Source organism: Thermomicrobium sp. 4228-Ro (assembly GCF_026241205.1).
Lineage (GTDB): Bacteria > Chloroflexota > Chloroflexia > Thermomicrobiales > Thermomicrobiaceae > Thermomicrobium.
Genome location: NZ_JAPFQM010000001.1, coordinates 1,809,281 through 1,829,094, shown reverse-complemented (window position 1 = coordinate 1,829,094; position 19,814 = coordinate 1,809,281). Strand labels below are relative to the sequence as shown.

The 19,814-nt window shown below is 63.4% G+C and carries 21 protein-coding genes and 1 tRNA gene; 12 read left to right on the top strand and 10 right to left on the bottom strand.

Features of this window, described 5'->3' with window-relative positions; genetic code table 11:
* The first annotated feature begins 158 nt into the window (after positions 1 to 158).
* The 3 genes from OO015_RS08620 to OO015_RS08610 all read left to right on the top strand — a co-directional run bounded on the left by OO015_RS08620 (position 159) and on the right by OO015_RS08610 (position 2,786).
* The gene (locus tag OO015_RS08620) at positions 159 to 584 is read left to right on the top strand and encodes an iron-sulfur cluster assembly scaffold protein (protein ID WP_265940823.1); all 426 of its coding nucleotides are present in this window, start codon (positions 159 to 161) and stop codon (positions 582 to 584) included.
* A 69-nt stretch (positions 585 to 653) separates the two neighbouring features.
* Positions 654 to 2,045, top strand: a complete 1,392-nt coding sequence (locus OO015_RS08615) for a selenium-binding family protein (RefSeq protein ID WP_265940822.1) — start codon at positions 654 to 656, stop codon at positions 2,043 to 2,045.
* 81 nt (positions 2,046 to 2,126) lie between these two features.
* Complete coding sequence (locus tag OO015_RS08610) at positions 2,127 to 2,786, top strand: hypothetical protein (protein ID WP_265940821.1); 660 nt, start codon at positions 2,127 to 2,129, stop codon at positions 2,784 to 2,786.
* Between the two features lie 8 nt (positions 2,787 to 2,794).
* Here OO015_RS08610 and OO015_RS08605 read toward each other — a convergent pair whose 3' ends face one another.
* Complete coding sequence (locus OO015_RS08605) at positions 2,795 to 3,685, bottom strand: PHP domain-containing protein (protein ID WP_265940820.1); 891 nt, start codon at positions 3,683 to 3,685, stop codon at positions 2,795 to 2,797.
* Positions 3,686 to 3,763: 78 nt separating this feature from the next.
* Between OO015_RS08605 and OO015_RS08600 the strand changes: the two genes are divergently transcribed.
* The 5 genes from OO015_RS08600 to OO015_RS08580 are packed head-to-tail and all read left to right on the top strand — an operon-like array spanning position 3,764 to position 7,406.
* Complete coding sequence (locus tag OO015_RS08600; RefSeq protein WP_265940819.1) at positions 3,764 to 4,522, top strand: Nif3-like dinuclear metal center hexameric protein; 759 nt, start codon at positions 3,764 to 3,766, stop codon at positions 4,520 to 4,522.
* Positions 4,523 to 4,551: 29 nt separating this feature from the next.
* Positions 4,552 to 5,919, top strand: coding sequence for a phosphoglucosamine mutase (glmM, locus tag OO015_RS08595; protein ID WP_265940818.1), 1,368 nt, complete (start codon positions 4,552 to 4,554; stop codon positions 5,917 to 5,919).
* Entirely contained in the window at positions 5,916 to 6,446 is a 531-nt protein-coding gene (locus OO015_RS08590; protein WP_265940817.1) for a DUF402 domain-containing protein, read from the top strand. Before glmM ends, OO015_RS08590 begins: the two co-directional genes overlap by 4 nt.
* 37 nt (positions 6,447 to 6,483) lie before the next feature.
* A complete protein-coding gene (locus OO015_RS08585) occupies positions 6,484 to 7,188 on the top strand; it encodes a helix-turn-helix domain-containing protein (protein ID WP_265940816.1) in 705 nt (234 codons plus the stop codon).
* 2 nt (positions 7,189 to 7,190) lie between these two features.
* Complete coding sequence (locus OO015_RS08580) at positions 7,191 to 7,406, top strand: hypothetical protein (protein ID WP_265940815.1); 216 nt, start codon at positions 7,191 to 7,193, stop codon at positions 7,404 to 7,406.
* 8 nt (positions 7,407 to 7,414) lie between these two features.
* Here the strand turns inward: OO015_RS08580 and OO015_RS08575 are convergent, their stop codons facing one another.
* Positions 7,415 to 8,527 carry an alanine racemase gene (locus OO015_RS08575; protein ID WP_265940814.1) on the bottom strand — a complete coding sequence of 371 codons (1,113 nt, stop codon included), beginning with the start codon at positions 8,525 to 8,527 and terminating at the stop codon, positions 7,415 to 7,417.
* Positions 8,524 to 9,174 (bottom strand): phosphoribosylglycinamide formyltransferase, encoded by a 651-nt coding sequence (gene purN / locus OO015_RS08570; protein WP_265940813.1) that lies wholly within the window; start codon positions 9,172 to 9,174, stop codon positions 8,524 to 8,526. Before purN ends, OO015_RS08575 begins: the two co-directional genes overlap by 4 nt.
* A 107-nt stretch (positions 9,175 to 9,281) precedes the next feature.
* Here purN and guaA point away from each other — a divergent pair, with 107 nt between their 5' ends.
* Together guaA and purD are read left to right on the top strand one after the other, a co-directional pair.
* Complete coding sequence (guaA, locus tag OO015_RS08565) at positions 9,282 to 10,898, top strand: glutamine-hydrolyzing GMP synthase (RefSeq protein WP_416236574.1); 1,617 nt, start codon at positions 9,282 to 9,284, stop codon at positions 10,896 to 10,898.
* Positions 10,899 to 10,903: 5 nt separating this feature from the next.
* A complete protein-coding gene (purD, locus tag OO015_RS08560; protein ID WP_265940811.1) occupies positions 10,904 to 12,214 on the top strand; it encodes a phosphoribosylamine--glycine ligase in 1,311 nt (436 codons plus the stop codon).
* Here the strand turns inward: purD and OO015_RS08555 are convergent.
* Both OO015_RS08555 and OO015_RS08550 read right to left on the bottom strand, forming a co-directional pair.
* On the bottom strand, positions 12,180 to 12,908 hold the full coding sequence (locus tag OO015_RS08555; protein ID WP_265940810.1) for a response regulator: 729 nt from the start codon (positions 12,906 to 12,908) through the stop codon (positions 12,180 to 12,182). The genes purD and OO015_RS08555 overlap by 35 nt on opposite strands.
* A 153-nt stretch (positions 12,909 to 13,061) precedes the next feature.
* Complete coding sequence (locus OO015_RS08550) at positions 13,062 to 13,595, bottom strand: NUDIX hydrolase (RefSeq protein WP_265940809.1); 534 nt, start codon at positions 13,593 to 13,595, stop codon at positions 13,062 to 13,064.
* Between the two features lie 204 nt (positions 13,596 to 13,799).
* Between OO015_RS08550 and OO015_RS08545 the strand changes: the two genes are divergently transcribed.
* The gene (locus OO015_RS08545; protein ID WP_265940808.1) at positions 13,800 to 14,252 is read left to right on the top strand and encodes a molybdopterin-dependent oxidoreductase; all 453 of its coding nucleotides are present in this window, start codon (positions 13,800 to 13,802) and stop codon (positions 14,250 to 14,252) included.
* 124 nt (positions 14,253 to 14,376) lie between these two features.
* Here OO015_RS08545 and OO015_RS08540 read toward each other — a convergent pair.
* From OO015_RS08540 to OO015_RS08525, 4 genes are all read right to left on the bottom strand, one after another.
* Positions 14,377 to 14,450 (bottom strand) — tRNA-Cys (locus OO015_RS08540).
* A gap of 105 nt (positions 14,451 to 14,555) precedes the next feature.
* Positions 14,556 to 16,265, bottom strand: coding sequence for an adenine deaminase (gene ade / locus OO015_RS08535; RefSeq protein WP_265940807.1), 1,710 nt, complete (start codon positions 16,263 to 16,265; stop codon positions 14,556 to 14,558).
* A 19-nt stretch (positions 16,266 to 16,284) separates the two neighbouring features.
* Positions 16,285 to 16,761, bottom strand: a complete 477-nt coding sequence (locus OO015_RS08530) for a hypothetical protein (protein WP_265940806.1) — start codon at positions 16,759 to 16,761, stop codon at positions 16,285 to 16,287.
* Positions 16,758 to 17,153, bottom strand: coding sequence for a helix-turn-helix domain-containing protein (locus OO015_RS08525; RefSeq protein WP_265940805.1), 396 nt, complete (start codon positions 17,151 to 17,153; stop codon positions 16,758 to 16,760). The genes OO015_RS08530 and OO015_RS08525 overlap by 4 nt, the downstream gene beginning before the upstream one ends.
* A gap of 77 nt (positions 17,154 to 17,230) precedes the next feature.
* Between OO015_RS08525 and OO015_RS08520 the strand changes: the two genes are divergently transcribed.
* Complete coding sequence (locus OO015_RS08520) at positions 17,231 to 18,019, top strand: BtpA/SgcQ family protein (RefSeq protein ID WP_265940804.1); 789 nt, start codon at positions 17,231 to 17,233, stop codon at positions 18,017 to 18,019.
* An 8-nt stretch (positions 18,020 to 18,027) separates the two neighbouring features.
* Here OO015_RS08520 and recJ read toward each other — a convergent pair whose 3' ends face one another.
* Positions 18,028 to 19,749 carry a single-stranded-DNA-specific exonuclease RecJ gene (recJ, locus tag OO015_RS08515; protein ID WP_265940803.1) on the bottom strand — a complete coding sequence of 574 codons (1,722 nt, stop codon included), beginning with the start codon at positions 19,747 to 19,749 and terminating at the stop codon, positions 18,028 to 18,030.
* Positions 19,750 to 19,814: the final 65 nt, after the last annotated feature.

The following is a 19,814-nucleotide window of genomic DNA, read 5'->3' as shown; positions in this document are numbered from 1 at the left end:
AGCGCTGACCGATCGGGATCGCGAGGGACCGTGGGCTGCAGGTGCCAGCATTTCCTTCGCCAACCGATCGTCCCGCAGTAGCGGAGGTACCGAACAGTCTGTTGCTGGGTATCGCGATCGCTCCCGGGCAGGTCGCTGCGAGGCAACGGGGGTGGGGGATGACCCAAAGCGCGTTCGATCGACTCCGTGACCATGTCCGCAACCCGCGCTATCAGGGTGCACTCGAGGATGCTACGGTCGTCGTCGAAGGAGGGAATCCGGAGTGCGGTGACGTGGTGACCATATACCTGAAAATCGGTGCTGACGGCGAGACGATCGAAGATGCGCACTTCACAGGAGTCGGTTGCGGCGTGAGTCAGGCCGCGGCGTCGCTCTTGATGGAACGGCTCCACGAGGGACATTGGACGACTGGCCGCGTGGCTGCCGCGGACTTTACCCTGGTGCAAGAGCTCGTCGGCCTCGAAGCGGCCCGATCGCGACCGAAATGTGCCTCGCTCGCTCTCAGCGTCCTGAAAGCAGCGATCCAGAAGTACGAACGCGAGCGTCGCCGCTCGCTCCTGACCGAGAGCGAAGACGAGTCGTGAACCGGTACTCGCTCGGTGACGAACGGAAGAGGGAAGCGGGAAAGGACGAAGGATTCAGGAGGTGTAGCGATGGCAACCTGGCGCCCGGATCCGACCTTCTACCCGTCACCCCGTCTCGCCATGAAGGCACCGCCCGAAAAACTGGCTTACGTCGTTCGCATCAATCCCAACGGCGACGGCCGCCCCGACGCGATGTGCGTCGTCGATGTCGATCCTTCCTCCAGCACGTACGGCGAAGTCGTCGGCGTGACCGAGATGCCGTACACCGGCGGCGAGCTGCACCATTTCGGCTGGAACGCCTGCAGCTCGATGCTCTGCCCGAACGCGCCGCACCCACACGTCGAACGCCGCTACCTCGTCGTACCGGACATCCGGAGTTCGCACATCACTCTTCTCGATACGAAGGACGATCCGACGGCACCGCGCGTTGTCAAGGTGATCGAGCCGGAAGAGCTTTACGAGCGCGCATACTACGCCCGGCCGCATACCGTGCACTGCGGGCCGGACGGCATCTACATCTCCGCGTTCGGCACGCCTGAAGGGGATGGCCCAGGCGGCATCTTTATCCTCGACCACGACACGTTCGAGGTGCTCGGGCGATGGGAAATCGACCGCGGCGACCAGTACTTGCACTATGACTTCTGGTGGCACCTCGGCTACGACACGATGATCACCAGCGAATGGGGCACGCCGCGGATGGTCGAGAACGGTGTGCTCGGCGAGGAACTCTTGGCCGGGAAATACGGTCACCGCATTCACATCTGGGATCTGCACCGCCGCCGCCGGCTCCAGGCACTCGACCTCGGGCCCGAACAGCAGATGATTCTCGAACTCCGTCCGGCCCACGATCCCACGAAGGCCTACGGCTTCGTGAACAGTGTTGTCAGCCTGAAGGATCTCTCGTCCTCTATCTGGCTGTGGTACCGCCACAACGGTGAGTGGAAGATCCAGAAGGTTATCGAGATTCCAGCAGAGCCAGCGGAGGAAGACCAGCTTCCGGACATTCTGAAGCCGTTCAAAGCCGTACCACCCCTCGTTGCCGACATCGATCTCAGTGTCGATGATCGCTTCCTGTACGTCTCCTGCTGGGGGACCGGTGAACTCCGTCAATACGATGTGTCCAACCCCTTCGAGCCGAAGCTCACCGGCGTGCTCCAGATCGGTGGGATCGTGCGCCGGGCCGGTCATCCGGCCGTCTCCGGTCCGCTCAACGGTGGCCCGCAGATGGTCGAGGTCAGCCGAGACGGCCGACGCATCTACTTCACGAACTCGCTCTATCTCCCGTGGGACGCTCAGTTCTATCCAGACGGGATCCGCGGCTGGATGGTGAAGGTCGACGTCGATCCCGAAGGCGGCATGTCCTTTGACCCCAACTTCTTCGTCGACTTCGGTGACCAGCGCGCCCACCAGATTCGCCTCCAGGGTGGCGACGCATCGAGCGACTCGTACTGCTACCCGTGAGTGGATTGGCCTGCACAGGAGAACGCCCCTGGCCGACCAGGGGCGTTCTCCTGTCTCGGATTCGGAAGGCTTTCTCGATCGATGGGACAGGAGGTCTGGGCCTGGGGCTCGCTCGTCGCCCTCGGCTTCTTCCACGGGCTGAACCCGGCTATGGGCTGGCTCTTCGCCGTCGCGCTGGGCCTCCAGGAGCGTCGACTGTCAGCGGTGTTCCGCGCGCTGGTACCCATCGCGCTCGGTCATGCTGGTGCGGTTGGCGTCGTCGCGATCGCCGCAGCTCTTCTCGGTGCGACACTCCCACGCCCGGTCGTGCTGACCGGTGCCGGTGCGGTGCTCCTGCTCTTCACTGGTTGGCGCATCTGGCGACGCACACGCCATCCACGGACCCGTTTCCGAGCGAATGCGCTGCAGCTCGCTCTCTGGTCGTTTCTCATGGCTACCGCTCATGGTGCCGGCCTCATGCTCGCACCAGTCATCGCGGCCCTCACCCCCCAGACTCCGCCGATGAGCGAGCACAGCCTGCACCTGCCGAGTCAGTCTCTGACACTCGGGATCCTCGCCGTCGCCGTGCATACGCTCGCGATGTTCAGCGCGATGACGCTGACAGCCTTGGTCGTCTATCGCGAACTCGGTGTTCAGATCCTGAACCGTGCCTGGTTCAATGTCGACCTCGTCTGGATCGTCGTCCTCGCCGGTACCGGCCTCATCACGTTCGGTGCTGGACTCTACGGGCTGGTCCGGTAAGAGTGGACTCAGTCATACTTCCCGTTCGATGCGCGGGTCTGTTCGAGCGGTATTGGCACATCGAAACCCAGCCGCTCGAGCAAGCCTGCGACCCATGCGGCACGGTAGGGAATCGGATCGACCGGCACACCGGGAGCATGAGAGTCGGAACCAGCGCTGGCGAGGAGCCCGAACCGCTCGCACCAGCTCCGGAAGCGCGCGCTCTGCTCGGCGCTATGCGAGCGATAGTACACCTCGAGCCCATCGATCGGTACGGCCGCGAGGAGGCGTCCCAAGGTCTCCTCATCGAGCACGCCGACGCCGTCGTCACGCCCCGGGTGCGCCAGGATACACACGCCGCCAGTAGCATGGGCAGCGGCCACGACTCGTTCCAGCGGAACATCGACCTGCATCGGCTCACCGAGCCGCTTCGTCAACTCGTGCGCCGTGGCCAGGTTCGTCGCATAGCCCTCCCGGATGAGTGTGACGAGCACGTGATACGGTCGCAGCGGCCGCCCCGCGGCCACCTCGCGGAGGGAGCGTAAGCGGTAGCCTTTCCGCTCCAGCGTGATCACCGCGTCCACGGACGCGGCCCAGAGTCGATCAGCGAGTTCGTCCAGTATGGCTCGGAACGCTCGCGCACTCGATGAGACGGGATCGATCCCGTACACCAGGACATGCCACTGTCGACCGTCCCAACGCGTGGTCACTTCCACACCGGGGACGATCGTCAGCCCGAGCCGCTGGGCGAACTCGACAGCATGTGGAACAGAAGCCATCGTATCGTGGTCGCAGACTGCCGCGATGCGAAAGGAACGCTCTGCGAGATGTTCGATGAGCGCCTCCACCGTCCATCCGCCGTCGCTCGCCAGCGTGTGGAGGTGGAAATCGACTGCGTACTCCGGCTGAATCGTCGGCATCGCTTCCAGTCCTTTCAATGCCAGTATACGACTCACCAAGGAGTCGGCATGGCAGAATCGAAGGGAAGGAGTCGCAACATGATTGCCCTTCGAGACCTCGTTCGCTATTGCGACCAGCTACTCGAGTCGAGCCGGTTCCGCGATGCAGCGACCAACGGCGTGCAAGTCGAGGGCCGGACGGCGGTACGACGGCTCGCGGTCGCCGTCAGTGCGAACCGTGCAACGATCGAACGCGCCGTGGCCTGGGACGCCGATGTGCTCCTCGTGCACCACGGTCTGTTCTGGGGAGACGGCCTGCGCAGCCTGACCGGTATCGTGCGCGAACGCCTGCGCCCGCTTCTCGTGCACGAGGTCAGTCTCATTGCCTACCACCTCCCGCTCGACGCACATCCAGAACTGGGGAACAATGCGCAGCTCGCCTTCGCGCTGGGTCTCGAACCGGCGGAGCCTTTCGCCCAGGTAGCTGGGCAGCCGATCGGTTGGGTGGCGCGCGCCAACGAGCCCCGCTCGCTCGATGAACTCGTGGCGGCGGTCCAGCAGTGTACCGGGCGGCCGCCGATCGTCTTGTCCGGTGGCCCTCCCGTTGTCCGGCAGGTCGCGATTCTCAGCGGGTCGGGTGCGAGCGCACTCGAGGAGGCAGCGGCTCTCGGGTGCGAAGCGTTCCTGACCGGTGAGGCCCGCGAGACGACGATGGCGCTCGCGCGGGAACTCGGTGTGACGGTGATCGTCGGGGGGCACGAGGCGACCGAGCGTTTGGGAGTGCAAGCACTGGCACGCCACCTGTCGTCGGCTTTCGGACTGGAAATCACCTTCCTCCATGACCCGAATCCGCTCTGAGCCTGGCCCGAGCGAAAGGAGGACGGACGATGGCACGGGCGATCACGAACGTCTTCAAGGCCTATGATATCCGCGGGATTTATCCGGACGAACTCGATGAGGAACTCGCCTACCGCATCGGGAGAGCGTTTGCACTGTTTCTCCGCCCCCGCCAGGTCGTTGTTGGACGAGACATGCGTGTCTCGTCCCCCGCCTTGGCTGACGCGATCATTCGCGGGCTCCTCGATCAAGGCGTCGATGTCACGAACGTCGGGCTGGTGAGCACCGATGCACTGTACTTCGCCGTCGGAAACTATCGTTTCGACGGCGGCGTGATGGTGACCGCGTCCCACAACCCGCCCGAATACAACGGCTTCAAGCTCTGCCGCGAGGAAGCGCAGGCGCTGAGCCTCGATACCGGTATCGCTGAGATCCGTGACCTCGTCGTCCAGGGGGACTTTCCGGAGCCAGAACGGCGGGGGACACTGACGGAGCGCGACATCCTCGATGATTTCGCCCAACATGTCCTGTCGTTCATCGACCCTAACGTCATCAAGCCGTTCACGATTGCGGTCGATGCAGGAAACGGTATGGGCGGGCTCATCGCACCCAAGGTCCTCGGCCGGTTACCGGTGCGCATCATACCGCTGTACTTCGAACTCGACGGCCGCTTTCCCAATCATGTGCCCAATCCGATCGAACCGGAAAACGTCCGAGACGTGCAGCGCGCGATACGCGAGCACGGGGCAGACATGGGTATCGCTTTCGATGGTGACGCTGACCGCATGTTCATCCTGGACGAACAGGCACGTTTGGTCGGCGGTGATATGGTCACTGCCCTCGTCGCGAAAGCGCTGCTCCAGAAGCATCCTGGCGCGAAGATCGTCTACAACCTGATCTGCTCGCGCGCCGTTCCCGAGACGATCCGTCAGTACGGCGGTATTCCCATCCGATCGCGAGTCGGTCACTCCTTCATCAAAGCCCTGATGCGGCAGCACGACGCGATCTTCGGTGGGGAGCACTCAGGACACTTCTATTTCCGAGACAACTGGTATGCCGACTCGGGCATCATCGCAGCCGTGACCGTGCTCGAGCTTCTCTCGCGCGAGGGAGTCACCGTCTCGCAGGCGATCGCGCCGATCGACCGTTACTACCGCTCGGGTGAAATCAACGTGGAAGCGCGTGACGTCACAGCCGTGCTGCAGGCACTGGAGGAGCACTTCCGCGACGGGCAGATCGATCATCTGGACGGCCTCACGGTCGAGTACCCAGACTGGTGGTTCAACGCTCGACCGTCCAACACCCAACCGCTCCTCCGGATCAACGTCGAAGCGACGACACCTGAACTGCTGCAGCAGAAGGCGCGAGAAGTGCTCGACATCGTGCAACGGGTGACCGGAGACCAGTCACGCGCATGAACATGGCACCGTACCGCGAACTGACTGTCGTGAAACTCGATCCGTTGGGCAAGCCCGTCGCACGGTATCGTGGGACGACCCAAGCCGGGCTTCCCGGCTGGGTCGTCCTTCGGGCACGCTGGAGCCTCGGGACGGTCGTCTCCGGACCGATCCGCTTCGAATGCGGTGACGAACTGGTCGAATATTTCTCGCTGATCGAACCCATCAATGCCTTCGCGCTGTACGATGCAGCAGGACGTTTCAAGGGTTGGTATACGAACGTCGCTTGCCCGGCCTTCCTCGTCGAGAACGAGCTCTACTGGCGCGATCTGTACATCGATGTCGTGGTGAACGCGGAGGGGCACCTCGCCGTCCTGGACGAAGAGGAGCTGGAGACGAGCGGCCTCCGCGAGCGCGACCCTGATGCGTACGCGTGTATCCTGGCCGCACGCGACCGTTTGCTCGCCGCGCTCCGCTCGCGCAGCTACCCATTCGATCAGCACCCTCCTCTCCCGCTTCCCGAAAACCTTGCCGAAGCGGTACAATGAACGGGCACGAACGAGACGGCGTAGCGAGGGAGCGCGCGTGCAACGGACACAGACACCTCAGGCAACCCAAAACGATCGTTGGCTCACGATCGACGAGGCAGCACGTCTCCTCGGTGTCGGGCAATCCACGCTTCGCCGCTGGAGTGACGCCGGGCTCGTTCCCGTTTACCGGACAGCGGGGGGCCACCGGCGCTATCGCGAAGCCGACCTCCTGGCCGTCTTGCGGAGCGAGACGCGTCCGCGACGCCGGTTGTCCCGAAAGGCGCTGACTGATCTCTCGTACTCGCTCTATCAGTCGCAGCTCATTCACCAGGTCACGACCCGACCCTGGTATCGGCGATATCGCCCAGAGCATCTCGCCGAACTTCGGGCTCTCGGGAAGCAGCTCGTCGACCTCGCCTTCCGAATCGTCAATCGTGCTGTCGACCGTACCTCCTTGATCGAAGCCGGCCGAGCGATCGGGCGTCGCTACGGCGAACTGAGCGCTGCGGCTGGGCTGAGTCCGGCCGAGGCGGTCGAAGCATTCCTCGCGTTCCGCGCACCGACATATATCGCGATCGCCCAATTCGCCGAACGGGAGGAAATTCCAACTCGTCGCGTCGTGCGTCTCCTGAGCGAGCTCACGATGATGCTGGATGAGGTGCTCCTCGCCACGATGCAGGCACTCACCGGGCCGGTTGAGTCGGTGCAGGAAACCATGGGATACGTTCGGAATCGAGTGACCAGCGAAAGGCCCTCCTGAGGATGCAAGAAGAAGAACAGCTGATCCTCCGGCGCGAACTCCTCGGTGACCAGGAGTTTTTCACGTGTGCGTTGTGTCAACACACCTTTCCCAGGCGCGAAGCACGAGCGATACGTGGAGACGAGATCGGGATGACCGACGCGGAGTTCGTTCTCGTTTGCCACGAATGTCTCCAGGAACTCCGGGCCCGCGACCAGATTCTGCCACCGCCGGGTTGATCGGGAAGTCACCGAACCTTGCCTCGTGCCACGACACGCCACGTGGTGAGGAACTGGCCATGCTGGACGACGAAGAGCTCGTCCTGGAGATTGACGACCGGGCAGACGTGGTTCGGGATGATTTCGAGACGATCACCGACCGCCGGAACCGGTGATCCTGGTGGGAACTCGACGATCCCGTGTTCCTCGTTGAGCCGCACGATCGTGGCATCCGGATAGTCGATGAGATACCCGAAGCCATTCCGTCCTGGCGGCGGGGGATCGGTCGTCAGAGTCTTGCTTCCAGCGTCGATGATCGCACGGTTCGGTGCTGGCCGGCTGATGACCGTCGTCAGGACGCGTAAGGCCACGCGATCCGGGCCGATGCGGCCAAAACGGAACGCGGCAGCGTCGTAGAAGACGTAGGTACCCGGTCGCATCTCCGTTATGCCCTCGACTTGCGTCGTTGCGAACGCTGCTGGTGTCGAGCCAACGCTGACGACCTCGATAGGGATCCCGGATCGTCGCAACAAGTTCGCGGTCGTCACCATCGCTTCTCCTGCTCTTCGTGCGATTTCCTCCATCTCTTCACGAGTCGCTGCCCGACCAGCGTGCCCCTCGTGCGTCATGAGCCCGCGGAGACGCAGACCCGGCATCTGGACGACTTCGCGAGCCAAACGCAACGCTGGCTCGCCCGGAGCGACACCGGCCCGTCCTAAGCCGGTATCGATCTCGATCACGACGTCGAGCTGCCTTCCAGCAGTGGCGACCGCCTGGCTCAACGGCTCTGCGACAGCGATACTGTCCACAGCGACCGTGAGCCGGACGCGGTCGAGCAGGCTCAGCAGGCGACCGATCTTCGGCGCGCCGACGATCTGATAGGCTACAAGCACGTCGTCCAGCACACCGGTATCGGCCAGTGCTTCGACTTCCCCCAGCTTCGCACAGGTAAAGCCGACTGCCCCGGCTTGCTGTTGCAGCGCCGCGATTTCCGCCGTTTTGTGCGTCTTCAGATGCGGTCGCAGCGCGAGGCCACGCGATCGTGCATAGGTGCTCATCTCCTCGATATTCCGCCTGAGGAGATCGAGGTCGACCACAAGACACGGCGTGTCGAGCTGGTCACGATACGACAACGCATTCATGATGGTTCCTCCACCCTTCCATGTGCAGGGACAGGCAGTATGCGGACACGTTGCCCCTCGACGACGAGGCGGCCTGCAGCGAAGAGCCGTACTGCTTCTGGATAGATCCGACATTCTTCGGCGAAGACGCGCGCAGCGAGCGTTTCGGGTGTATCGTCTTCTTCGACCGGGACACATGCCTGCAGAATAATCGGCCCCCGATCCAGCTCGTCGGTCACAAAGTGAACCGTGCAGCCGGAAACTTTCATCCCGCTCTCCAGGACGGCACGGTGCACACGCTCACCGTACATACCGCGACCGCCGAAAAGTGGCAACAGCGATGGATGGATGTTCATGATCCGCCACCGGTAATCGGGCCGCACGGGCAAGCGCCGGAGAAACCCTCCGAGCAACACCAGATTGATCCGATAAGCATCGAGCTCCGCATAGACCCGCTCGGCAAACGTCTCCTCCGACAACCCACGCGACGGCACGATCACGAGTGGGACGCCAGCCTGGCGTGCGATCTCATTGCCGGGAATACGCTCCCGATTGCTCACGACGAGAACGATCCGCCCTGGTAAGTCACCCTGCTCCTGCACCCGCAGCAGGTTGGCGAGCGTACGCCCACCTCCAGAAATGAGCATCGCGATCCGTAGCTCAGGCATACCTGCTCCATTCCCCGCTGCTCACTCAGCCACCACGCCCTGATCATCTTCCAGTGTTCGGTACAATCGAGCTGTTGTCCACGTCCGTTCGCTCGACGTGGACGCTCATGAGCGCCGTTGAACGGAGGCGGCACGACGTGTCCCGACCGACCGATGTCCCGGAACGTGCCGAACGAATCGCTTCTCTCGTCACCGATGCGGTGGTCATTCTCGACTACGGCTCGCAGTATGCTCAGTTGATCGCCCGCCGTGTCCGCGAAGCCAACGTGTACTGCGAACTCGTACCGCACGATGTCACGTGGGAGGCGATTCAGCATCTCGAACCGAAGGGAATTATCCTCTCCGGTGGGCCCGCGAGCGTCTACGAGCCAGGTGCGCCACAGCTTCCACGCTGGGTGCTCGAGAGCGGACTCCCCGTACTAGGCATCTGCTATGGTATGCAGTTGCTCGCCCACGCGCTGGGTGGCAAGGTTGCCCCGGCGAGCGAACGAGAATATGGCCCTGCTGTCGTCGAGGTCGTCACGGAGCATCCGGTCTTCTCGAACCTCCCCCACCGTTTCGACGTCTGGATGAGTCACGGAGATCGCATCGACGAACTCCCGCCCGGCTTCCTGCCGTTAGCCCGGTCAGCGAACGCCCCGTTCGCTGCGATGGCGAAGGGAAGCCTTATCGGCCTGCAGTTCCATCCCGAGGTCGCTCATACGCCACTCGGGAGCATGATTCTGCGGAACTTCCTGTACGATGTCTGCGGTTGTCGACCGACCTGGACGCCGGAATCGTTCGTCGAGCGAGCCATACGCGAGATCCGCGAACGAGTCGGTCGCGATCGCGTGCTCTTGGCCCTGTCCGGTGGGGTCGACTCGAGCGTCGTCGCGGCCCTCATCCACCGGGCCATCGGCGACCAGCTCACTCCCGTCTTCGTCGATACTGGTCTCCTGCGGGAAGGGGAAGCCGAAACGATTCGCGAGGTCTTCGGACGGCACTTCCGCATGCCGCTAGTCGCGGTCGATGCCCGCCAGCGTTTCCTCGCACGTTTGCGTGGTGTCGTCGACCCGGAGGAGAAGCGTCGGCGAATCGGTGAAGAATTCGTGCGTGTCTTCGAGCAGGTCGCGCGCGAGCGAGGGCCATTCCGCTTCCTGGCACAGGGGACGCTCTATCCGGACGTCATCGAGAGCGCCGCGCGACATGCCTCGAAGACCGCCGCCAAGATCAAGACGCACCACAACGTCGGCGGACTACCGGAAGACCTCCAGTTCGAACTCCTCGAACCACTCCGATACCTATTCAAAGACGAGGTACGGGCAATCGGTCGCCTACTCGGCCTCCCCGAAGAAATCGTGCAACGCCAGCCCTTCCCAGGGCCCGGTCTCGCCGTACGGATACTCGGGGAAGTGACAGAGGAAGCGCTGGCGATCGTGCGCCGAGCCGATGCGATCGTGCGCGAGGAGATCGAAGCAGCCGGACTCGGGCATGCACTCTGGCAGTTCTTCGCTGTCCTCCTGCCGGTCTATTCGACCGGCGTGATGGGTGACCAACGGACGTATGCTCGCGTTATCGCTGTCAGGGCCGTCACGAGTTCCGATGCCATGACCGCGGACTGGGCGCGACTGCCGGACGACCTCCTTGCCCGGCTCGCCAACCGGATCGTGAACGAAGTACCTGGTGTGAATCGCGTCGTCTACGACATCACGTCCAAGCCGCCGGCCACCATCGAGTGGGAGTGAACACGATGGCACCACGCGGGCTCACTGTCCTGGTCGTCGGAAGCGGCGGGCGAGAACACGCGCTCGCCTGGGCACTGTCGCGTTCCCCATCCGTCTCGCGGGTTCTCGTGGCACCAGGCAATGGTGGTACGACGACGATTGCCGAAAATCTTCCCATCGCTGCAACAGACATCCCCGCACTCGTTGCGACTGCCCGTGAGCATCGCGTCGATCTCACGGTCGTGGGCCCGGAAGAACCACTCGCTCGGGGACTCGTCGATGCCTTTCAGGAGGAGGGGCTCCTCGCCTTCGGCCCCACTGCGGCGGCAGCCCGTATCGAAGCCAGCAAAGCCTGGGCGAAAGACGTGATGCGAGCAGCCGGTGTCCCGACGGCGCGCGCGACGATCGTGAGCGACCTCGATCAGGCGCGCACCGCTCTCACCGCTTTCTCCTATCCGCTCGTCGTCAAGGCATCCGGGCTCGCGGCCGGCAAGGGCGCGGTGATCGCCAACGACCGCCATGAAGCCGAACGAGTCCTGCACTGGATGCTCGTCGAACGCGGCCTGGGTTCGGCTGCCGATCAGGTACTGATCGAAGAATTCCTTGTCGGGCGGGAGGCTTCCTTTCTCGTCGTGACCGACGGCGAGACGGTCGTACCGCTCCAGCCGGCACGCGATTACAAGCGACTCGGTGATGGTGACACTGGCCCCAACACGGGTGGCATGGGAGCGTACGCACCGGTACCGGACGTGTCACCAGAACTCCAGCAGCAGATCCTCGAACGGATCGTCGTACCGACCCTGGAAGAAATGCGCCGCCGCGGCATCGTCTATCGCGGCGTCCTCTATGCTGGGCTCATGCTCACGGCCGAGGGGCCCAAAGTCCTCGAGTTCAACTGCCGGTTGGGTGATCCGGAAACACAAGTCATCCTGCCGCTCCTCGGAAGCGACCTGGCAGCGCTTCTCCTGGTAGCCACTCGTGGCACGCTCCACGAGATCGGTACGCTGCACTGGTACCCAGGCGTCGCGGTCACCGTCGTCCTGGCATCGGGCGGCTATCCGGGAACCTACCGCACCGGACTCCCGATCGCGGGTCTCGACGACGTGCCAAATGACGTGCTCGTTTTCCACGCAGGAACCAGGCGCGACGATGGGCAGATCGTCACCGCGGGGGGACGCGTCCTGAACGTCACTGCAGTCGCTCCGACCTTCGCTGCCGCACGCAAGCGGGTGTACACCGCGATCGAATCGATTCGCTTCCCCGGCATGACCTACCGCCGCGATATCGCCCTGGCCGAGGTCGCTATGCAGGCAACCCCATTTGCCGAGCGGGAGTGATCGCGACCCAGCCGTTGCGGACCGCCGCGAGGATCACGTCGACCCGATCCTGCGCTCCGAGTTTTCGGAGTATGGATGTCATGTGGTTCTTGACCGTCTGCTCGGTGATGAACAACGCTTCCGCAATCTCCTTGTTCGACATCCCCTGGGCTACGCAGTCGAGCACCTGCAACTCGCGCACCGTCAACGCTGCGTCCACCACCTCCGGAGTTCTCTCTCCACTGACGTAGCGTTGCAGCTCACCGAGCACGCGTCGAGCGAGGTCGGGTTTTTCGAGGATCTGCTGCGCGAGCCGATCCTCACCAGCTGCCACTGCTTCTAAGACCGCCAGAATCTCGCGAGGCTCGGCATCTTTAGGCAAGAACGCTGCCGCACCGACCTGCAAGGCACCGAGCAGCCACTGCTCGTCCTGGTCAGCTGACAGGAGCACGACAGCGAGTCTCGGGTGCTGCCGCTTCAGCAGCCGTGCCACGTGGAGCCCGTTGATCCCCGGCAAACGTACATCGATCAGCGCGACGTCCGGCCGGTGAATGTCGGTCTGCTGCACGGCCTCATGAGCCGAAGATGCCTCGGCGACGACCAGGAAGTACCCTTCGCTGTGCAACAATCGCCGCAGTGCTACCCGGAACAGCGGATGATCGTCCACGACGAGCACTCGCATTTGCTCCCGCCGCCCGTTCGCCCTCTTCCGCATCGCCATCCCTCCACCCCTTGGTCGGAATGTTCGCTACAAGTTTCCACCGAGCGAGATGATTGCGCGATGCGGAATTAGTCACACCGGAAGAATCATCGGTCCTAGGACGGTGAGTACACACTGTGGATGTACGTACTATGCCGTTTCGGTACATCAGGCCAGCTTCCAGCCGAAGAAGGCGAGCAACGCAACGACACTCTTGGCATCGCAGATATCCCCGCGACGGACCGCATCGTAAGCTTCATCTGGCGAAAGGATCACGACTTGCAATCGCTCATCGTGTGCCGGACGGGGCGTGCTGCGCTCCAACCCCTCTGCCACATAGACACTGAGTTCCTCATCGGTCCAACCGGGGCTCACGAAGAAGCGCGTCAACAGACGTATCTCGGTCGCCCGATAACCAGTCTCTTCCTCGAGTTCCCGCGCGGCACACGCTTCCGGCGTTTCGTGCGGTTCACGGGTGCCTGCCGGAACCTCGAGCAACATGCGCCCCACCGCATGCCGATACTGCCGAACCAGGACAACGCTTCCGTCACGCCGCACAGGTAAGATCGCGACCGCGCCGGGATGGTGCACCACTTCCCGGATCGAATGCGAACCGTCTGGTAAGACGACTTCGTCCCGGCGGACGAGAAGCAACCGCCCCTGGAAGATCGTCTCGCTTCGTTCGACGCGTTCCACTGTCATCGTTCTACTCCTTCCTCCGAAACACCATTGGAACGATTTCGCACCCGAGCGTTGATCGTCACGGACCGCGACGCTCGACCGAAGCACGCCCCCGGCCATCCCGAGCCGCATGCGACCGGCTCTCCACTCTTCGAGCTGCTCGCCCTCGATGAACTCTGTGGCACACTGTTGCCCGAAGAGACTGAGACACCCGGAGCGAGCGCGATGCGTACTCTGCCGACTCTCCCGGAGTTCCCCGTTCCCGAGAGTACAAAGCGGTACCCGGCGAACCCGCGACTCCACGTGTACGTCGGGGCGCGCCTGCTCGCCTGCTATCGACCGGACGACCTCGCTCCTCTCGAACGATTCGAAGTCACCATGCCCTTCGTCTGTTCTCACGGGTGGCAGACGCCCCCACAACGATGGTCGGGTCTCTCACTCCGTGACCTGCTCTGGTTCGCCAAGTACAGCGGCGCGCTCAGCAGCGTCGTCGTTGGCGCGGGAGACTCTGTCGTCATACTCGACGCTCAGGAAGCAGCACGCGCTCTTCTTTGCGACCGTTTGAACGGGGAGCCATTGCCTCCCGAACACGGAGGTCCCTGGCGCTCGTTCGTACCGGAAGCCGCCTGCACGACGAGCGTCAAGTGGGTCGATCGGATCATCCTCCTCGAAAACTGATGCGTTCTCCAGTGCGAGCCGCGCAGAGGAACGCACCGAACTTCTCTAATTGGCTAGTAGCGAAACACGACACACGGGGAACGTGAGTCCAGGGCGCTCGCTCGCGAGCAGTCCAAAGAAACAGAGGCGCCGGGCGGATTCGAACCGCCGAATCGCGGTTTTGCAGACCGCTGCCTTAGGCCACTTGGCTACGGCGCCCCAGTTTTCGAAAACAGTATACCACACGAGAGCTCGCTTCTGCGGATCCACGCCGCTCCGGTGGCTCGGAACCGGCTCCGCTCTTGGCCCGGTACGGCGCCGAACTCAGCGTAACACGACCAACCCCTGATCGGTCACGCGTGCCTCCGGAATCACCGAGAGCGCCATGAAGGAGAGGAGCGCGAACGGCGCCGGAACCGTACTGCCCAGCTCACGTGCCGCCTGCTCCACGCGCTCGTATGCCTCCGCCACCCGCTCGAGCGGTTCCGGCGAGAGAATCCCTGCCACCGGGAGCGGAAGCTTCGCTCTCACTTCAGCGCCGACGACCGCGACCAGCCCGCCCTTCATCGACACGATCGCATCGATGGCGCAGAGGATATCGTCGTCATCCACACCGACGACGACGATGTTGTGCGCATCGTGGGCGATCGACGACCCGATCGCTCCCCGCTTCAGCCCGAACCCACGGACGAGACCGACACCGACCCGTCCTGTGGCTCGATGCCGCTCCACCACCACGAGCTTCAGCAAGTCCCGATCAGGATCAGCGATGACCTCACCGTCACGGAGCGTCGGTTCCACCTCGATCGCCCGCGTCACGATCTGGCCCGGAATCGCCTCCACTGCAGTCAGACGACCGGTGGCGGGAATCCGGAGTTGCCCACGATCAACCGGTGCCACATGGACGGTATCGAGTAACCACTCCGGAATCGCTTGCTCGACGGTGAACAGCGCCTGCCCGTCACGTGCGACGATCGCGCCCTTGTACAGCACGAGCGATGGTCGGATATCGTCCAGCCGGTCGAACACGACGAGATTGGCCCAGTATCCAGGTGCGACCAGACCGTACCCGTCGAGCCCCCAGTACTCCGCGGTGTTCAAGGTCGCGAGCCGAATCGCCCGGATCGGATCGAGACCAGCAGCGACCGCCTTCCGCACCACCGCGTCCATGTGACCGTCGTGCAGCAACGTCGCGCAGTCCCGGTCGTCACTCGCGAAGCAACAGCGTGGATAGGTTGTATCGGTCACGAGCGGGAGCAATTCGAGAAGATTGTGTTCCGTCGATCCCTCGCGGATCATGATGCGCAGACCCCGGCGCAGCTTCTCGCGCGCCTCCTCGAGCTGGGTCGATTCGTGGTCCGACCCTATACCGGAAGCGACATACGCGTTGAGGCGACGCCCACGCAGTCCAGGCGCATGGCCATCACGTCGACGGGCCGGTAGCCGCAATTTCTCGTAGATCTCGGCATCGCCGGCGAGGACTCCGGGGAAATTCATCATCTCGCCGAGCGCCACGGCATTCGGCAATGCCAGTCCCTCAGCGATCGCTCGCGCGCCCAGAACCGCGCCAGCACTTTCGAACGGGCTCGCCGGCACGCACGAGGGGATCGTGAAGAAGATGCCTATCGGAAGCTTTCCGGCGGCCTCCGCCAGCGCCTGGATGCCAGGCAGGCCGGCAACGTTCGCGATTTCGTGCGGATCGGTCACCACTGCACCCGTGCCATGCGGAACGACCGCACGGGCGAACTGGTCGATCCACAAGAGCGAACTTTCGACGTGCACATGCCCGTCGATGAACGACGGGGCGACATAGGAGCCAGCGACGTCGAGTTCCTCATGCCCTTCCGGATAGTCACCGATCCCGACGATCCGCCCGTACGCGATCGCGATATCGCCTTCTTCGACTTCCCCGCTCGCGACATTGACGATTCGGGCACGACGCAGGACGAGATCGGCCGGTTCTGCACCGAGTGCCACCCGCAGGAGCCGTCGCCACTGCTCGAGCGTCAAGTCTGCAATACCGACGTTTACCATCGAAGTATTCTCCTTCCATTCAGTCCAGGAGACGCTCCTCGACCCGAGCGATCAATGCATTCAACTGTTCCAGCAGTATCTCGACGAGCGACGGTAATTGACCGCTGGCACTGAAGGGAATCTCGAGGCTCAGACGCGCCCCTACTCCATGCTCGTTGTCGTCCCACCAGAGATCGGCCAGGAGTTCCTCGCCCGGTTCGAGCGGCGCGCGTCGTATCGTCTCTGCGAGACGGGCCAACGTCAGGCGAGCGAGTCGCTCGTGTACGACTCGCCGGCGCTCGTCCTCCTCGTTATAGAACAGGCCAGGAGAGACATCCCAGACCTCGACGAGATAGCCATCCCTCCCGACCCTCACGTCGACACGACCTGCCTCAGTGTCACAGGCGACCAGCCAGCGCCCGTCTTCGCCGTACAACGAATAGGCCCAGTAACCGGCCGCACGGAGAATGTGTACGATCGGTTCGAGAGCAGTTCTGGACTCATAGCGTTCCGTCATGTGCTATCGTCCCGCCGCAACAACCGTCGTCCCACATCGACGAGAGCAGCGACCCGCTCGCGCTCGTCCTCCGGCAAATCGACTCGGACCCAGAGCAGCACTCCCGGTGCGAGCTCCCATTGGTGCCAGAGCGAGGGCCCTGCTGGAGTCTCCGGCCAGGACTGCGCGAAGCGTTCTCGAATCGCTTCCAGACCCAGGCGACGTTCACGCAGTTCCTTGATCGCGCGGAGGCGCTCGAGGTGTTGCCGACCGTACCTCGCGCTCGGTCCACGCCCCAACGGAGGTGGGAGGAGCCCCTTCGCCACATAGTACCGGATACGACGGGGCGGGACGCCGCTCCGCTCGGCGAGTTCGTGTATCGACAAGGTTTCCTCGTGGGTCTCTACTGCCATACTACCCCTCGCCGGTTTCAAGTATGCTCCTTCCGGGAAAGCAGAATTCGGCGTCCCTTCGTAACGGTGCGACGGTGATGCGAACGGAACGAACGCACAGGTTCTTACTGGCTGGCGTCATCCATCTCCTGCCCCTGCCCGGTAGCCCGCGCGCCCGCGCCTTCGCAGAGGTTCGCGAGCGCGCCCTGCGTGACGCCGAGGCGTACGCGCGAGGCGGGATGGACATGCTCCTCGTCGAGAACTACGGCGACGCTCCCTTCCCGAAGGAACGTGTTGCGCCACATGTCATCGCAGGCATGGCACTCATCGTCGACGCGGTCAAACGAGCGACCGGCCTCCCAGTGGGCGTCAACGTACTCCGCAACGACGCGCAGGCTGCACTCGGTATCGCTGCGATGGCCGGTGCACAGTTCATCCGCGTTAACGTCCACGTGGGTGCCATGCTCACCGATCAGGGCATCATCGAGGGCCGTGCCGATGAAACGCTTCGTTACCGCAAGTTACTCGAGACACCGGTGGAAATCTGGGCCGACGTCCTCGTCAAGCACGCTGCTCCCCTTGCCTCGCTATCCCTGGAAGACGCGGCACGCGACACCGTCCAGCGTGGGCTCGCCGATGCCCTGATCGTCACCGGCCAGATAACCGGTCAGCCTCCGAATACAGCGGACGTCGCCAGGCTCCGCGCGGCATTTCCGAGCGTTCGGCTCTTTCTCGGGAGTGGCGTGACGGCAGACAACGTCGGCTCCTATCTCGCCTGCGCCGATGGAGCGATCGTCGGTACGTGGACGAAGGTGGGGGGAAGAACCGAGAACCCGGTCGACGAGCAACGGGTCCGGCAACTCGTGCAGGCGATCGGGAGATCGTGAGTATCGCCCTAATCGACGACGCACTCTGCTCGCTCGCTCCTTGCTGATCGACCCTGTGTCGGCCGCACGTCGATCACGTCGAGCTCGACTCGCTCGCCACCGTTCCAACTGTTCCGGCGAAGTGTAAAGGCTATGTCGATGCGTTCACCCGCACGGAGGCGATCGACTTCGGTCCCCCCGTCGAACCAGACCGCCTGGCGCACTGTTCCGTCCCGAGCCACCACCGTGAAACGAACGTGTCGTCCATCCTGCGTCACCGACGGATTCATGGCCAGCACATCGCGCACGAGACATCGCGGTACAGGGTTCCCGTGCCCAAACGGTTCGAGTCGTGCCAGCACGTCCAGCGTGTCGAGGGTGATCTGGAATGGTCGAAGTTCCAGATCCAGGTCGAGCGGAAGCGCTGGTCCATCACTCCCGAACGCTGTCCAGGCCAGTTCGAGGAGACGCGCTTCGAGTTCGGCGATCCGCTCCGTCGGGATCGTGAGTCCGGCTGCAGCACTGTGCCCACCGTGATCGAGCAAGAGATCGCGACAACGCTCCAGCGCGAGCGAGATATCGAAGCCGTCGACGCTCCGGGCGGAACCACGGCTCACCTCGGCTTCTTGCGACAACAAGACGACTGGCCGAGCGTACCGGCTGACCAACTTGCTGGCTGCCAGACCGACCAGACCGACGTGCCACGTCTCGTCCGCCAGCACCAGTACCGGCGGTAGCGCCTGTCGGGCGCGCAGTCGCCCCTCGGCATCGCGCAACATCCGTTCGATCGCGCGCTGCCGCTCCGCGTTCAGCTCCGAGAGCGTGCGTGCCAACTCGCGTGCCCTACTCGCGTCATCGGTCAAGAGCAGCTCGAGTGCGAGAACTGGATCATCCATGCGTCCAGCTGCATTCAGCCGCGGGCCGAGAATGTATCCGCAGTGCCAGGCAGTGAGATGGCTACCAGCTCGTAAGCCAGCGTGATCGGCCAACGCACGCAAGCCGATCGGGGCATCATCCCAAAAGGAGTCCAACCCCAGCGCCACGAACACCCGGTTCATTCCGACGAGCGGGACCACGTCCGCGACCGTACCCAGTGCGACGAGCGGCAACCAGCGTACAGCGCGACGATCACCGAAGACGACCCGAGCGACCTGATAGGCCACGCCGACCGCTGCCAGCGTCCGGAAGGGGGCCGGTGTATCGCTGCGTTTTGCCGAAACGAAGACGAGTTCCGCGGGCCACGCGGCCTCATGAACATCGTGATGATCCAGCACGATCACCGGCACACCCGCTTGCCGAACCGCTTCTAGGGCCTCCCAATCCCCAGTGCCACAGTCGACCGTGACCAGCAGAACAGGACGGTGCTCGAGCACGCGCGGCACATGGTGGGACCGGAATCCATAGCCGTCCCGGAGTCGGTGCGGCACCATCGGTACCGGTTCGACTCCGAGGGATCGAAAGAGGTGGACGAGGAGCGTCGTCGCCGTCAGGCCATCGACGTCGTAATCACCGAAAATGACGACTCGTCCACCGTTTCGACTCGTCCGCGCGATGAGGTCGACTGCACGGTCGATTTCCGGCAATTCGTGCGGATCAGCCAGATCGTCCAACGAAGGGACAAGAAAGCGCTGAGCAGCCTGCGGGTCGCGAATGCCGCGCCGGTAGAGGAGCGCCGCAACGAGTGGATGGTCAGCCAGTGAATATGCCCAGTCCGGTACCGCAGCTGGCTCGCGCCACCGGTAACGCGGCATCGCTCGATCCCTCGTCTTCACGTCATCTCCTGCGTACGGACGATACCCACGACCTGGAACTGCTG

Coding starts and splice junctions, on each gene's coding strand:
- OO015_RS08600 (WP_265940819.1), top strand. CDS start 3,764: ATGATTGCCCTTCGAGACCTCGTTCGCTATTGCGACCAGCTACTCGAG.
- OO015_RS08530 (WP_265940806.1), bottom strand. CDS start 16,761: ATGACGGAACGCTATGAGTCCAGAACTGCTCTCGAACCGATCGTACAC.
- OO015_RS08620 (WP_265940823.1), top strand. CDS start 159: ATGACCCAAAGCGCGTTCGATCGACTCCGTGACCATGTCCGCAACCCG.
- purD (WP_265940811.1), top strand. CDS start 10,904: ATGGCACCACGCGGGCTCACTGTCCTGGTCGTCGGAAGCGGCGGGCGA.
- OO015_RS08550 (WP_265940809.1), bottom strand. CDS start 13,595: ATGACAGTGGAACGCGTCGAACGAAGCGAGACGATCTTCCAGGGGCGG.
- OO015_RS08575 (WP_265940814.1), bottom strand. CDS start 8,527: ATGAATGCGTTGTCGTATCGTGACCAGCTCGACACGCCGTGTCTTGTG.
- glmM (WP_265940818.1), top strand. CDS start 4,552: ATGGCACGGGCGATCACGAACGTCTTCAAGGCCTATGATATCCGCGGG.
- OO015_RS08605 (WP_265940820.1), bottom strand. CDS start 3,685: ATGCCGACGATTCAGCCGGAGTACGCAGTCGATTTCCACCTCCACACG.
- purN (WP_265940813.1), bottom strand. CDS start 9,174: ATGCCTGAGCTACGGATCGCGATGCTCATTTCTGGAGGTGGGCGTACG.
- OO015_RS08520 (WP_265940804.1), top strand. CDS start 17,231: ATGCGAACGGAACGAACGCACAGGTTCTTACTGGCTGGCGTCATCCAT.
- OO015_RS08555 (WP_265940810.1), bottom strand. CDS start 12,908: ATGCGGAAGAGGGCGAACGGGCGGCGGGAGCAAATGCGAGTGCTCGTC.
- OO015_RS08590 (WP_265940817.1), top strand. CDS start 5,916: ATGAACATGGCACCGTACCGCGAACTGACTGTCGTGAAACTCGATCCG.
- OO015_RS08545 (WP_265940808.1), top strand. CDS start 13,800: ATGCGTACTCTGCCGACTCTCCCGGAGTTCCCCGTTCCCGAGAGTACA.
- guaA (WP_416236574.1), top strand. CDS start 9,282: ATGAGCGCCGTTGAACGGAGGCGGCACGACGTGTCCCGACCGACCGAT.
- OO015_RS08615 (WP_265940822.1), top strand. CDS start 654: ATGGCAACCTGGCGCCCGGATCCGACCTTCTACCCGTCACCCCGTCTC.
- OO015_RS08525 (WP_265940805.1), bottom strand. CDS start 17,153: ATGGCAGTAGAGACCCACGAGGAAACCTTGTCGATACACGAACTCGCC.
- ade (WP_265940807.1), bottom strand. CDS start 16,265: ATGGTAAACGTCGGTATTGCAGACTTGACGCTCGAGCAGTGGCGACGG.
- recJ (WP_265940803.1), bottom strand. CDS start 19,749: ATGCCGCGTTACCGGTGGCGCGAGCCAGCTGCGGTACCGGACTGGGCA.
- OO015_RS08580 (WP_265940815.1), top strand. CDS start 7,191: ATGCAAGAAGAAGAACAGCTGATCCTCCGGCGCGAACTCCTCGGTGAC.
- OO015_RS08610 (WP_265940821.1), top strand. CDS start 2,127: ATGGGACAGGAGGTCTGGGCCTGGGGCTCGCTCGTCGCCCTCGGCTTC.